This is a genomic window from Vibrio hannami, assembly GCF_029589055.1.
GTDB classification, from domain to species: Bacteria; Pseudomonadota; Gammaproteobacteria; order Enterobacterales; family Vibrionaceae; genus Vibrio; species Vibrio hannami.
Genome location: NZ_JARQZP010000003.1, coordinates 355,893 through 368,935, shown reverse-complemented (window position 1 = coordinate 368,935; position 13,043 = coordinate 355,893). Strand labels below are relative to the sequence as shown.

The following is a 13,043-nucleotide window of genomic DNA, read 5'->3' as shown; positions in this document are numbered from 1 at the left end:
CCAACTGCACCACACTCAAGCAGGCCACCGTAATCACAAAAGCCAAACCGAACCAAAAATGCCATAGGTTGGCAGTCAGGTTGAAGCGTTTGTTATGTACGTTTTTGCTGTTTGGAAAACTCACCAACAATAGCTTTTACGTATTCTTCGAAAGCACCAATCACATATTGCAAACTACCTTTTTCAAACAACACATAGCGCCCTTTTCGGCGTTCACCCCCACTAACATACCTGATAGCATTCCCGCTAGCATCAACATCCCTTATGCCATCATGATGGAATAGATTCGAGTGCTTTTGAATTAAGCTTTCTATCTCTTTGACTGGTTTACTATTAGACTTGAATGCACGACCATCGTTATGAACGCAGTTATTTCTTAGTATGCGTAATTGATCAATAGCCTCCCATTCAGCGGTATTTTCCAAGTTTGGAAAGTGGTGCTTAATGAAATTATGTACTTTTACAATACCTGAGCCTTCATATCGGTCGAACTTCTTGCCGCCCAAATCTTTGTGATAGCGCCTACATAGAGCCTGTAATTCAACTTCGTAAGTGCTGTAAATCGTCTGAAAGGCAGACCGACGATTCAAACTAGGAAAGTACTCAGTAAAGATCTCATCTAACATGACTTCTTGGCTGGTTAAGCCGCAATAATGTTCAATATACTCATGAGATCCCTTCTTCAGCGCATATCTCAATTACTTGTTCTTCTGGCCCATTTTCCTTAAATTTTGCGACTTCCGATTCAATTACATTTTCAGTCTGGATGACAAAAGAGTCCATCATGATGTCAGTAAATTGAATAGGTGAAACATATGGGAATTTAACCCCACTAAACAGTGAACCAATTGTTGTCATTATCAACTCCTACGACTCGTTTGATAACTAATAAGTACATAACGCCCCAAGCAGAGGCAATTTTTAAAGCAGGCTAAAATCGACGCCAAGCGGCGAGAGCCTGCTTAAAATTGTCCCCTGACTTGGCTTGTTAAATGCACTTCCATGCAAATAAAATTCAAAGAAATAGTGGATGCGACAATACGGGAGAGCCGAAAGCCAAATTCCTTTTTCAAACTTTCAAAGTGCTTCCGCAACACAGTACGAAAGCAATGATTTTCATGGTTCAAATACCACTTGCAGATGTCGGTGCCAAGCAAGCCCGTAACAAAACGCAACTACCAGGCTTTCCAAAATACCGCACTCTATTTCTCAAGTGCATTTAACGCCTGCTTAAGTGGCAGCCAACTTACACTGCACTCAAGCAAAACACCGTAATCACTAAACTCAATTCAAACTAAAAATGCCAAGCGTTGGCTGTCCGCCTTTAAGCACTTGTTAAGCGCCGACATACTCAGGCGCAGTATCTTTTAAAGTTAATAGCACTTCATGAGCAATTTGCCTCATGCAGGCCAGTTCTGGTCTGCCTGCTAAAGCCTCTTCGATATTGCCATCAGAAAACTGCCAACCTAATGAATTATTGCGAGATAAATCCATATAGGCTTCCTCAAGGTCTGGATCAACATGAGCGCCCCCGTCTGTATTAGCTACATTTTCAACAAGTTCTCTGCGACAATAAGTTCTACCTTTATTATCTTTGAGCACATCGTTGTTCCACCAATCAACGAACTTTATTTTTTGGGGCGTTATAGGTGATCCGCCCATTTGAACCATTGGCATGTATTCCCCACCTTCTCCAGATACTCTCATTCCAACCAAATTACATTCAGTAAGTAAATTGCCTGGATTAAGTGGTCCAGCGGTATCGTAAAACCTCTTACTTCTTAAACCTAGCTGTTCAAGTAAAGATCTCGACTGCCCTCTATGATGTAGAAGAACCCTGAGTGTTAGAGCGATATGCTTTCCTATAGCATCAAGACCCAAGTCAAAGCTTGTACAAGCATGCTCTAGTAGAGAAATTTGCTCCTTGAGTTCCTTTTTCAGATCATCTTTGGTACGACTAACCCTTTTCTTCTTTGGCACAATACCTCCTTTGCGCTTAACGCTTAGCTAATGGGCAAAAAACACCCAATAACCTCAATAAAAACAACGATAACACCAAAACCAACCAGAACCAAAAATGCCAAACGTTTTTTGTCCCGTTAAGCGCCTTGTTAATAAAGGACTTACCTCGCTACTGGTGTTCACTACTGCACAACACCCGAAACGGCGGAGAAGCTAAATACATGCAGGCTACTGACCACCTGAAATAACCAGAAACCGAATTGAAGCTCGCGCAAAAACTAAATTTTCCGAGGAGACGCCGCCCACAGAAGTAACGGCAAAACTAATTGCCACTCAGTGATGTTGAAAGACCGAAAATGGTTGGTGGCATATTAGCCCTTTCGATGACCTAAAATGGCGAAAGCACCAAAGAACCAACCTGAACCAAAGCGATTGCTTGGCTACCTAAAAGCCCAAATACTCACCACAAACACAGAATCACCTAACCACAAACTTTATGTTTTTCAGTAGCCTATTAACGCCCTGTTAACTGGCTGCAAACCGCCACAAAACCTAACAAGGCCACCGTAATCACGAAACTCAACCGAACCAAAAGTGCCCAAGGTTTGCAGTCCATTTGAACAGTTTGTTATGTGGCGAGACAGTACGATGAACCTAAAGGCTTGGTGGCAAAGTGTTGATTTGGAATATCATTACTAGACCCTACCACTGAGTAAAACGGACAGCTGCCCAAGTTGAACTGACTCGATTAACGCACTTGGCAATGAAGCGACATTTGAGGAGGTTCCCGCACCAGCTGTGCTCACATGGCAAAGGATACTTTCACTGAAGCTAACCACAGCGAGCACAGAAATTTCGGTTTGTGGACAGGCATCCCACTACAAAGAAACAGCGTGCTTGAACACATAGAATCATGATGACTGAAAGGTGAAAAGCACTGACGTAGAACTCAGTATCCTTGCGCCGAACAAAGCTAGAAAACATGAACTAAAACAGCTACATAACGCTTTCTAAACGGTTTCTTTCCGTCTATCTCACACTGGTTTGTCCGTTTATAGCACGAACTAAAGAGCCAGTTAACCATTTGATTAATAACTCAATAGTAAACAGTTCAGTTTAACTAACAACTCTAAAATACGGAAATCATCCTTATATCACACTAAATTTTGCCAAGAATCAGATACTGTTCATAAAACCAGTTAAAACGAGCAACGAACATGAAGTCAAATTCACCGTTTATTCAATATATCATCGAGTATATGTTAGCCCGGCATTATGCGCTCAAGACGGTACAAAGCTACGTTTATTGGATTAAACAGTTTATTTACTACAATCAGAAACAGCACCCTGACAAACTGGACGAATCTCACGTTGAGGCATTTCTCACCTACCTTGCTACATCTAGAAACTCTTCACAGAAGACACAAGCTATTGCCTTAAATTCTATAAACTTTTTGTACAAAGAGATTGTTAAGCGTCCACTCTCAATGGAATTAAGGTTTCAACGTTCTGCCATTGAAAGAAAGATTCCTGTAGTCCTTACGCGTAAAGAACTAGGCAGACTTTTCCAGGCCATAAACCCCATATATAAACTCCATGTACAAATGCTATATGGTAGCGGCCTAAGGCAAATGGAACTCCTGCGATTGCGGTATCAAGATATCGACTTCGATTATGGTGTCGTTAGGGTCTGGCAAGGCAAAGGAGCTTCAATGGCAATTTCTATTCCCTTCAAGAAAACTATCTGGCGATCCTGAAACAGGCTTGATTAGACGTCACCACATCGACTCTACAGCACTGAGCAAAGCAATTAAGCAAGCATCCAGAAAAGCAAAAATATCCAAACACGTTACCTGCCATACATTAAGGCACAGTTTCGCGACTCATCTATTAGAATCGAGAGCCGACATACGAACAGTCCAAGAGCAGTTAGGTCACAAAGATGTAAAAACGACCCAAATATATACTCACGTACTTAACCGAGGTGCAAGCAATGTCACCAGCCCGCTTTCTTTACTATCTACATAGCTGTCACACCAACCAATGCTTCACAGCACTATCTAAGCTAGCGATGATTTCATGCTCTAACAGCCCATGCTGCTCTGCAAAATAGAGACATGCACCTAAACCACACCCTTCGATTACATAGCCTTTTTCATACATGCGGATCGCTTCGTGCTCCGAAAGCAAAAAGTTAGCTTTAGGAGTAGATAAATGGCAGTTATCCGGCAGCGAGTATGCCGCGACTCTTGAGTCGTTAGAATCAAGCACCCATTTGGTTGTTGAAATGGAGACTTCCTTAACCGGTGAGCCGCCGTTCATCGCGATCACGGGTGCGAATATCATCGCGCCACCAGCCAGGTTAAGTTTCTTAAACGGAGCCTCTAACAACGCGCAGCATGCGCGCTGGACAGGGTCTGAAAGTTCAAAGCTTTGGCGATAGCTTGCAACATCTAAAGGGTGGTCTGAAGATTTTTTCCACAAAGAGTTTAGCAGTTCTGATTTTATGGCGAGCTTTTGAGGATCTTTTGTACTACCTGCGAACCAGAGTGACTCATCTATCCAGCGCCGAAGCCATAGTGTGGCAAAGGTTGTTCCGCCAATGCCCGATTCTGCAATCAGGTGCTCTTCTTTGTTGTTGGCCTGTCTTTTTAATTCAGGAATGAGCGTTTCCTGAATCAGTTTTGCTTCTTCGCCAGTATCACACTGATGAACCACAACATCATCCAGTTGGCAATCCGTAAAATCAGGGGTGTTGTCCAGTCCTAATTGATAACAGTGAAGGCGAATCTTAAAACCCTTTTTCTGAAGCGCTTTAAACAATCCATGAACGAGAATAGCAGGGGTAACAGAGCCATTACCAAGAACAGGAGAAGGAAGGTATTCGCCTTTTAACAAGGTGTTTGCTTTACCACAAGCGATATGTTCAGTGTCACGCGTTGGGTGAAGCTGCATTAACCCCTCTCCCGCTCCTGCATCACTAATCTGATGCAGGTTAGGAACAGGTGCCACGGAGTTTAGGGTAATGTAGTTCAACCAACTCATAATTATTCTCCTTTAAGAGTTAATGGCAGTCCCGCTGTCACTAGTGTGACCTTAGAGACCTGTGCAGCAATTGCCTGATGTAGCCACCCTGCTTCATCCACGTATCGGCGGTTTATTTCACCCATAGGTACAATGCCGCAACCCACTTCGTTGCTGACCAACAGTACCTGTCCGGGTAGTTCCGTCAGTGTCTGTAAAAACTCGGCTTTTGCATCTGCCCACTCTTTATCAGTATCTCCAAAGAGTGAGTTGCTTAACCATAGTGTTAAACAATCGACCAAGATGCAGTTATCTGGCGTGCTGTGCTGTTTTAGTGCGTCAGAAAGGGCAAACGGCTCTTCTACCGCCAGCCATTCTGATGGTCTTTGCGCTTTATGCAGCTCGACGCGCTTTGCCATCTCTTCATCACGCACTTCAGATGTCGCGATATAAATAACGCTTTTGCCAGACTCTTTTGCAACGCGTTCGGCATAGCTGCTTTTACCCGATCTGGCTCCACCGAGGATAAGTTCTACATTACTCATTGAATTTAAACCTCACTATTTTTTGAGAGATTCCTGCCTTCGCAGGAATGACGAACTAGGCTTTTATGTAGCGAATTTAAAGCACACTCTAGTTGCTGCCACTGAGCCTCAGTTTCAGGCAATCCAAAGCGAATGGCATTTTTCTCATCACACAGTCTTGTCAGCACCTGTTGGCGACATAGCAACTCGTGGCACGCTTGTGCATCTGGCATATATACCGTAGTGAATAGCTGCGTCCCGGCTCGCTTGCAATCGAGTTTGCTATCGAGTAGCTGATTTAACCGTTCAGAATCGTCTGCAATTCTCTTTGCTGTCGCTTCTTGCCATTTCATATCCTGAAGCGCGTTTTTCATCACCCAACGGGCAGGCCCTGTTACTGTCCATGGGCCGAGTGTTTCTTCAAGCAAAGATTTTATGACCGACTTAGCAAATACAAATCCAACTCTTGCTCCGGCAAGGCCAAAGAACTTTCCTACTGAACGTAGAACAATCAGGTTGTCGCTATGTTTGTAAGGGTTCAGCATAGAGATTTCTGGAGTGCAATCCGCAAACGCCTCATCTACTATCAGATAACCGCCTTTTTGCTCTTTGTTGCTTAAAACTTTGTGCAACTGTTCCTGCTCGGTAAACTTTCCGCTTGGGTTATTTGGATTGATTATCAGAATAACATCGCAGGTTTCTATCTGCTGCGCCGTTGGAAAGTCGTCATAGAACTCGATTTCCCACTCGTTGCCATCCTGTTCAAAACTACTCCATGCGTGCTGATGCTCTTTGTACCCCACTCTTGGCAACGCAATGGTTCCACAGCGCCCTAGCTCAAGGGTGATGCCCCCTGGAAGAGCCATAATTGCAGCCTGAGAACCAGATACGGCTATCGGTTCAAACGCCGCGTCGTAATACACTTTCGCTGCTGGTTCTAATCCATCATTAGTTTCAGGAAGTCGGTTCCAAACGGATGTTGGAATGTCACCTACAGGGTAGGTAAACGGGCTCACTCCTGTTGAAAGGTCGAGCCACTCTGTGGGCTCTGTGCCATATCGGGCAGCAATCTCTATCAAATTGCCACCATGTTTAATCGTCATTAAATTACTCCTACAATGACGCAAGCGAAAGCTAACCATAGATAACTCAGCATAAAGCTTCCGCGTTCAACCAGTTTATTCGCGGCAGGAATAGAGTCAGCATTGGCATACTCTCCTGTTCCCATCGTTTTTTTGTCATGCAGTACCCCGTGATAATAGGTAGGGCCACCTATAGTGACATTCAGCGCACCGGCACCACTCGTCATGACAACGCCACCATTTGGACTACTACACTCTTTGGCTTGTGTCCTCCAGCAGGTAATTGCATTACTGAAATCCCCTGAAAGGCATAAGCCAAAGCGGTAGCTCTGGCAGGTAACCAACCTAAGAAATCATCTACCTTGGCGCTAATAAAGCCAAAATTTATGTACTTTTCGTTTTTGTAACCCCACATGGCATCCAGAGTATTGGCAAGCCTTAACAATACTGCACCTGGAGCACCTAAGATCAAGAACCAGATCATCGGAGCGAACACGGCATCATTACCATTTTCTAATACCGACTCAATAGCAGAAGAGGTGATATCTTTCACTTCCATTTTTTCAGTATTCCGGCTTACGATCATGGATACCTGATAGCGCGCACCCTCAATATCACCAACTTTAAGCGGCTGATAAATATTGTCCGCATGTTGAATCAAACTTCGCCCACCGATAGTGAGATAAAGAATCACTACATTGAGTACAAACCAGAACACTATATTGAGTTCCAGTGCAAACACAACCAGATACTCCGTTCCGATGACCAGTGGAACCACCGCTAACAACCAGGCAAACAAACCTTGCTGTTCCTCACTGAGAAACGAAATGCTTCGACAAAATGTTTCAATACGTTTAACCAGATAACCGAAACCTACCAAAGGATGAAAGCGGCGGGGCTCGCCCAAACACTTATCAATCCATAGCGCGAAAACAACTGCCAACGCACTTGCCAGCAGGCTTAGGTCATCCGATAGCGTGTATTCAGGCAACATCTGCTCGCTCGCATGATTGTTCCAGATCGGTAATATCAACAAACTCTGGAATGTCGTTGCTCTCAGCTAAGTAATCATTCGCTATTGCCCACTCTCTTACTTCTTCGTTCAGCGGTACTAGCTGAGCATTTTCGATTACATCCGGGTGATGCTGAGCAATAGACTGGAACACCGCTATATTTTCAACCAATACCCACTCTACCTCTGGCAATGCATAGTGTTGAGGCTCACTTTCCATTCGGCCAGCTAAATAGAATTTCTCTTTTTCACCAAAAGCTTTTTCTTCGCTAAGCGTTAGCGTTACTGCCTTATCAGAAAGGTTTTCCGGTCGGATTCCAATATCACTCAGCGCTTGCCTTACGTAGCGGTTGTCACTGCCCATAGGCATACTGAACTTACGAATGTCCCAATGATTCACTTTCACTGCGCGCCACCACACTTTAAAGGACGGCAGGTCACTGAAGTTAAGCTCTGACAGAGAAGTTAGATACTCAAGGTCTTCGTTATCAAGCAGAGAGTTAACCGGCAAGTTTTCAACCGCTATCACTTCCGCACCAGCATTCCGAAGTGATTTCAGCTCCTCATACTGACCACAGGTAAGCATTCTTACGCCAGTCAGCGGTAACTGATTTCGCCAGTCCAGTTCATCCGCCTGCTCAACCACTTCTCCGATAATCACTAACGCTGGCCCTTTATATCCAGCCTTCTCTACGTTATCCGCTATGGTTTCCAGCGTGCCAGTGATGCAGCCATGATCCGCACTTGTTGCAGAACTGATCAAAGCAATTGGTGTGTTTTTGTCTTTGCCGTTCTCAATCAGATTTTTTGTATGTTCAGAAAGCTTCTTCGCGCCCATATACAGCACTAACGTACCGCCATCAGGACCAAGACGGCTCCATGAGTTAAGTGCTTTGGTATTCTTATGACCACTAACAAAAGTCACGCTTGACGCGACACCACCACTTGTTAGCGGGAAACCTGAGTATGACGCAGCACCTAATGCTGCAGTGATTCCAGGAATGATTTCGTATGGAATGCCCTTCTCTTTCAGGTCACGGCACTCTTCTGTTGTGCGACCAAAAATACAAGGGTCACCCGCTTTCAGGCGAGCCACTGACTTACCAGCCAATGCAAACTCAAGCACATCCGGGTGCATACCATAATCGATATGAGTGCCCTGATAACCAAGGTAACCAACCTGATGAATCTGAACGCCTTCCGGAATAGTGGATAAGATCGCTGCACTCACCAGTTTGTCATAACAAACCACATCACAATCCGCCAGCAGTTGTTTCGCACGGCAAGTCAGCAAACCCGGATCACCAGGACCCGCGCCGATAAGATAGACTTTTCCCTTATTCATGGCTTTCTCCTTCTGTTACCGGCTCTGCTTCAACGACTTTGGCTTTTCGGCAAGCGTGGGAGAAAGTCGGGTCATAAAGTTTAGAATCAACAAAATCATCGATAGCAAATACCTTACTCACGATGATCATCGCAGTAGATTTAATGTTCGCTTCATGCATTTTTTCTGCGATATCCGCTAGTGTTCCCCGGATAATGCGCTGCTCAGGGTGGGATGCTTTCTCAACCACACAAACCGGCCAGTTTTGCGGATAAACATCGCTGAGTTCACGCACCACTTTTCGGATTAGAGTTGCACTCAGGAACAAACACAATGTCGCTTCGTGACTCGCCAGTGCTTTCAGATTCTCTTTTTCAGGCACTGGTGTTCTACCAGATGCGCGGGATAGGATAATAGTCTGGCACTCTTCAGGTAACGTGAGCTCCTGACCAAGCGCTGCAGCAGATGCCTGGAACGACGAAACACCCGGAATCACTTTCCAGTCGATGCCTAAGTCGTTTAAGCGACGAGTCTGCTCGGCAAGTGAAGAGTAAATGGAAAGATCGCCCGTTTGCACACGGGCAACGTCTTCGCCCTTTGCATGCGCATCGGTGTAAACCTTAGTAATGTCATCCAAATCCATACTAGCGGAATCGTAAACTTTCGCATCAGGACGAGCACGTTCAATAACGGCTTTTGGTACAAGGCTTCCTGCGTACAGGATCACCGGGCAGGTTTCTACCAACTTTGCGCCTTTAACGGTAATTAAATCCGGGTCGCCCGGTCCGGCACCAATAAAATAAACGGTCATGCTACATCCTCACTTTTTTCTGATTCTTGTTTTAGAGAGCGCCCTGGAGTTTGCCCTTCTCGAGTTTCTCCATCTTCCAGTGTGTATTTGTTTTTGTATCCACGCGGTGTCACGATCAAATCGTTAAAGCGATAACTGCTTTCGTTACCCACAATTACGGCGGCATTCATACCAAACTCAAGCTCGGTAAATTTATCCAGTGTAGAAAGCTGTACGCTTTGTTCTTCACGATAAGCTGCGTTAACTACCGCGACTGGCGTGTCTGCTGGTCTGTGCTTTAGCAGGATTTGCTGCGCTTCGATAATATGATTCTGACGCTTTTTAGAGCGTGGGTTATAGAAGGTAATTGCGAAATCGGCCATTGCTGCGGCTTCAATTCTTCTGATAATCACTTCCCATGGAGTCAGCAGATCAGACAAAGAAATCGTACAACTATCGTGGCCAAGTGGCGCACCCACCAGCGATGCACAAGCGTTAGCAGCCGTAATGCCTGGTACGGTTTCTACTTCGATATCAATATCCTGAGATGAAAGCAGCTCAAATACCAATGGCGACATAGCATACATGCCAGCATCACCAGAACAGACAAGCGCGACGTCTTTACCTTCCTGCACATGTTTGATTGCCGCATCAGCGCGCTGCCACTCTTTGGTCATCCCGGTTCTGACCAGGGTTTGCGTATCAATAAGTGATGCGATGAGCTTTACGTACAAGCCATAACCCACTACCACATCTACGCTTTTAATCACTTCTTGTGCACGAACGGACATCAGGTCCAGACTGCCGGGACCAAGTCCCACTAGATATAATTTAGCCAACGTTCGCCTCCTCAGCTGGCGCTTTTAGTCGAACCAGACCCTGTTCAATCTGGGTGAATATAATGTCTGTTACCGCATCCAATGAGAGAAGATTAAATGATTCTCCGTTGTCACCTTCAGCTATCTGAACATCGCACTGTTCAGATAGCTGAGCATGATTTCCACCATGTCTTTCACAAAATGGTTGCCGGATACCAGCAGAAGCGGAATGATTCGTAGCACAGGCTTAGTATCGCCTTCGAACTTGCCCTTAATAGTGGTTTGCAGCAGGTCAAATGGCATTGCACCTTCCAGTGAGCAGGAGATGTTTTTGGGCGAAAGTTGTGACAACAACGTATCGCAGTAGCTGATAGCCTGATGCCCCGGGTTATCCAGATATGGCGCACCGTGATGAACAAAGAGATTGATATCACTGCCGGACTGAAAACGGGAGTTGAGAGTAGACAGCAAATCATTTGCTCTGTGGGTGTGGTGGATAATCGCAGGAGTATAGTCAATTGCAGATAGGGAGAAGTTTTTAAACCCTTCTACAATCATTTCCACCTGCTTGTGCTCATCGGTCGGGAAAAGGTAGCAGGAAACCACCAGAATGCGCTGGTAGCCTTCCATATCAAGAGACGCCAGTACCGATGGTAAGTGCTGATGTTGCTCACCTTTCGCTGCCAGCTTTTTAATCACCATACGAGAACTCACAGCCACCCGCACGGTACATTGCGGGTAGCGAGCCTGAACCTTTTCTTGAAGTTCCTGATAGCGCCCCTGCTCTACCACTGAGCCAAAACAGCTCAGTACAATCGCGGTGCCTTTTGTGTAATGTCTTAATCTTTTCATGTCTTTCTTATCATTCCGCCGCGTCTACTGCCGCGAAGTACTTGTTTTCAATAATTTGGGTTAACGGCTTACCTTCAGCAAGCGCTGTGAATACTTCGCGCCATCGTTGTTCGGTAAACTCTTCTACTCCACGCAACCACTGTGCATGGTTTTCTGATGGTTGTTCTGAGCGTTCGTAAATCACCATAGTCGAACGATTCCTGCATGCACCCGCACACATGGTGCGGCTGATCTTGATGCGCTTATCGCCTTTCGACAGCCCAAGTTCTTTTAGAATGCCTCGTAGATCATGAGCCAGATTCTTGCTTCCGGCTTTTGCACAACGCTTGCCTTCGCAAAGCAGGATATGGTGCTTGTGGAACAGCATTGGCCTGTCTAAATCAACGTGTTTCGGCTTGCACTGATAGCCTTCAACCACTTCGCTACCATGTGCATTTACTTTGATCTCTTTGGTTTCGATTTCAGTTGAAGACGCAGGCAAAGATTTATCGCCATGGCGCTCTTCGCTGCCATGTTTCTTTGCCCCAAACCAATTTTTGCGCTTATGCCTTACCAAAGGTTCGCTGAATTCTTTACGACAGCAAGCCACTGTCATATTGAAGCCATCTTGCTTAAACGCCCATTTAGCAACAACTAACTGGTTGGTATTGCTTAACTTAAGCGCAGCGGCTTCAGCGACTGAATTGCTGCCAGTCACTTTCTTCACGTAGTCCGAAGGGTTTTCAATACCTTCGATTCCATCAAGCTGATCTGCGGCAAAGGTGACAAACGGCCACTGCATTTCCGCAGATAACTCGTTAAGCCCGACTTCATCCGCTTTAAGCTCGATACTTGCAATTGCCTGTACTGAATCCAAAGTGAGATTAAACTTCTCACTAAAGGCTTCTAATCCGGCTTTTAGAGTAGAAATAGGTGTGTTACGGTCACACCCCAGTCCAAGAACCAGAGACTTAGGACGCCATAATACCAACTTGTTATCCCAGTCCGAGATTCCCGGATTCTTTCGGTCACTGATTAGTATCGCGCCTTTAAAATCTTTGCTTCGAATACCTTCCAAAGAGGTATGGGTAAGGATATTGGCGGGCATACGTTTTTCGTATTTCCACCAGTTTCTCTCGCCAGTCTCTTGAGCCACAATTACAGCTTCATCATTCACAACGGCGGCAGAAACTTTAGTGATTGACGGCTCCGAAATTGGATCTAACTTCCAGCCAAATGGCGCGCCTAACATATCGGTTGAGATGTTTTCTGAAACATCGGATGCCGTAGTAATCACAGGTGTTGCTTTCACAATGTGCGCAACTCGCTGAGTCAGCTCATTTGCTCCACCACGATGACCAGACAGCATAGAAATAACAAACTGCCCCTGCTCATCCATGCAGATCACTGCAGGATCGGTACGTTTATCGTCAATCAGCGGCGCTATCATCCGGCTGACAATGCCAGTCGCACAAATGAAAATATGTCCGTCATACTGATTAAAGTGTTCCGCGATAAAACCAGACAGTGGTAGGTTTAATAGCAGCGCCCTTTCAATATCATCAAAAGCAACAGGTGCAACAAACAGGTCAGCAAAAGGTAACGCTCGTTTAAGCTTTTCGCCCTGTTTTGCTCCCGTTGCGGTAATAGCGTAAATAGCCAGTTTCATTATAAGT

General features: G+C 45.3%; 13 protein-coding genes and 2 pseudogenes. 2 read left to right on the top strand and 13 right to left on the bottom strand.

Annotated elements, in window-relative coordinates; translation table 11 throughout:
* Positions 1–92 precede the first annotated feature (92 nt).
* From P7F88_RS03235 to P7F88_RS03225, 3 genes are all read right to left on the bottom strand, one after another.
* A complete protein-coding gene (locus P7F88_RS03235; RefSeq protein ID WP_277821910.1) occupies positions 93–698 on the bottom strand; it encodes a hypothetical protein in 606 nt (201 codons plus the stop codon).
* On the bottom strand, positions 667–858 hold the full coding sequence (locus P7F88_RS03230) for a hypothetical protein (RefSeq protein ID WP_277821909.1): 192 nt from the start codon (positions 856–858) through the stop codon (positions 667–669). The genes P7F88_RS03235 and P7F88_RS03230 overlap by 32 nt, the downstream gene beginning before the upstream one ends.
* Before the next feature lie 477 nt (positions 859–1,335).
* Complete coding sequence (locus tag P7F88_RS03225; protein ID WP_277821908.1) at positions 1,336–1,980, bottom strand: hypothetical protein; 645 nt, start codon at positions 1,978–1,980, stop codon at positions 1,336–1,338.
* Positions 1,981–3,179: 1,199 nt separating this feature from the next.
* Between P7F88_RS03225 and P7F88_RS25740 the strand changes: the two are divergent.
* Positions 3,180–3,386: pseudogene (locus tag P7F88_RS25740) on the top strand (phage integrase N-terminal SAM-like domain-containing protein); the annotation flags it as partial.
* A 63-nt stretch (positions 3,387–3,449) separates the two neighbouring features.
* Positions 3,450–3,990, top strand: a pseudogene (locus P7F88_RS03220) (tyrosine-type recombinase/integrase).
* Positions 3,991–3,993: 3 nt separating this feature from the next.
* Here the strand turns inward: P7F88_RS03220 and P7F88_RS03215 are convergent.
* The 10 genes from P7F88_RS03215 to P7F88_RS03170 form a co-directional block, all read right to left on the bottom strand.
* Positions 3,994–5,007 (bottom strand): nicotinate-nucleotide--dimethylbenzimidazole phosphoribosyltransferase family protein, encoded by a 1,014-nt coding sequence (locus P7F88_RS03215; protein WP_277821907.1) that lies wholly within the window; start codon positions 5,005–5,007, stop codon positions 3,994–3,996.
* Positions 5,008–5,009: 2 nt separating this feature from the next.
* Positions 5,010–5,531, bottom strand: a complete 522-nt coding sequence (cobU, locus tag P7F88_RS03210; RefSeq protein WP_277821906.1) for a bifunctional adenosylcobinamide kinase/adenosylcobinamide-phosphate guanylyltransferase — start codon at positions 5,529–5,531, stop codon at positions 5,010–5,012.
* A 5-nt stretch (positions 5,532–5,536) separates the two neighbouring features.
* Positions 5,537–6,613 carry a threonine-phosphate decarboxylase CobD gene (gene cobD, locus P7F88_RS03205; protein ID WP_277821905.1) on the bottom strand — a complete coding sequence of 359 codons (1,077 nt, stop codon included), beginning with the start codon at positions 6,611–6,613 and terminating at the stop codon, positions 5,537–5,539.
* Entirely contained in the window at positions 6,613–6,876 is a 264-nt protein-coding gene (locus tag P7F88_RS03200) for a cobalamin biosynthesis protein (protein ID WP_277824532.1), read from the bottom strand. Before P7F88_RS03200 ends, cobD begins: the two co-directional genes overlap by 1 nt.
* Positions 6,816–7,586 carry an adenosylcobinamide-phosphate synthase CbiB gene (cbiB, locus tag P7F88_RS03195; RefSeq protein ID WP_277821904.1) on the bottom strand — a complete coding sequence of 257 codons (771 nt, stop codon included), beginning with the start codon at positions 7,584–7,586 and terminating at the stop codon, positions 6,816–6,818. Before cbiB ends, P7F88_RS03200 begins: the two co-directional genes overlap by 61 nt.
* Positions 7,576–8,949 carry a uroporphyrinogen-III C-methyltransferase gene (cobA, locus tag P7F88_RS03190; RefSeq protein WP_277821903.1) on the bottom strand — a complete coding sequence of 458 codons (1,374 nt, stop codon included), beginning with the start codon at positions 8,947–8,949 and terminating at the stop codon, positions 7,576–7,578. Before cobA ends, cbiB begins: the two co-directional genes overlap by 11 nt.
* Positions 8,942–9,739: a precorrin-4 C(11)-methyltransferase gene (gene cobM, locus P7F88_RS03185; protein ID WP_277821902.1), complete on the bottom strand. Its 798-nt coding sequence runs from the start codon at positions 9,737–9,739 to the stop codon at positions 8,942–8,944. Before cobM ends, cobA begins: the two co-directional genes overlap by 8 nt.
* Entirely contained in the window at positions 9,736–10,557 is an 822-nt protein-coding gene (cobJ, locus tag P7F88_RS03180; RefSeq protein ID WP_277821901.1) for a precorrin-3B C(17)-methyltransferase, read from the bottom strand. Before cobJ ends, cobM begins: the two co-directional genes overlap by 4 nt.
* Positions 10,558–10,677: 120 nt before the next feature.
* Positions 10,678–11,388 carry a sirohydrochlorin cobaltochelatase gene (locus tag P7F88_RS03175; RefSeq protein ID WP_277821900.1) on the bottom strand — a complete coding sequence of 237 codons (711 nt, stop codon included), beginning with the start codon at positions 11,386–11,388 and terminating at the stop codon, positions 10,678–10,680.
* A 10-nt stretch (positions 11,389–11,398) separates the two neighbouring features.
* Positions 11,399–13,036, bottom strand: a complete 1,638-nt coding sequence (locus tag P7F88_RS03170; protein ID WP_277821899.1) for a cobalamin biosynthesis protein — start codon at positions 13,034–13,036, stop codon at positions 11,399–11,401.
* Positions 13,037–13,043 lie beyond the last annotated feature (7 nt).

Bases quoted from the DNA above. Each gene is read 5' to 3' on its own strand.
- cobA (WP_277821903.1), bottom strand. From the start codon at position 8,949: ATGAATAAGGGAAAAGTCTATCTTATCGGCGCGGGTCCTGGTGATCCG.
- cobD (WP_277821905.1), bottom strand. From the start codon at position 6,613: ATGACGATTAAACATGGTGGCAATTTGATAGAGATTGCTGCCCGATAT.
- P7F88_RS03215 (WP_277821907.1), bottom strand. From the start codon at position 5,007: ATGAGTTGGTTGAACTACATTACCCTAAACTCCGTGGCACCTGTTCCT.
- cobM (WP_277821902.1), bottom strand. From the start codon at position 9,739: ATGACCGTTTATTTTATTGGTGCCGGACCGGGCGACCCGGATTTAATT.
- cobU (WP_277821906.1), bottom strand. From the start codon at position 5,531: ATGAGTAATGTAGAACTTATCCTCGGTGGAGCCAGATCGGGTAAAAGC.
- P7F88_RS03230 (WP_277821909.1), bottom strand. From the start codon at position 858: ATGACAACAATTGGTTCACTGTTTAGTGGGGTTAAATTCCCATATGTT.
- cbiB (WP_277821904.1), bottom strand. From the start codon at position 7,586: ATGTTGCCTGAATACACGCTATCGGATGACCTAAGCCTGCTGGCAAGT.
- P7F88_RS03175 (WP_277821900.1), bottom strand. From the start codon at position 11,388: ATGAAAAGATTAAGACATTACACAAAAGGCACCGCGATTGTACTGAGC.
- P7F88_RS03170 (WP_277821899.1), bottom strand. From the start codon at position 13,036: ATGAAACTGGCTATTTACGCTATTACCGCAACGGGAGCAAAACAGGGC.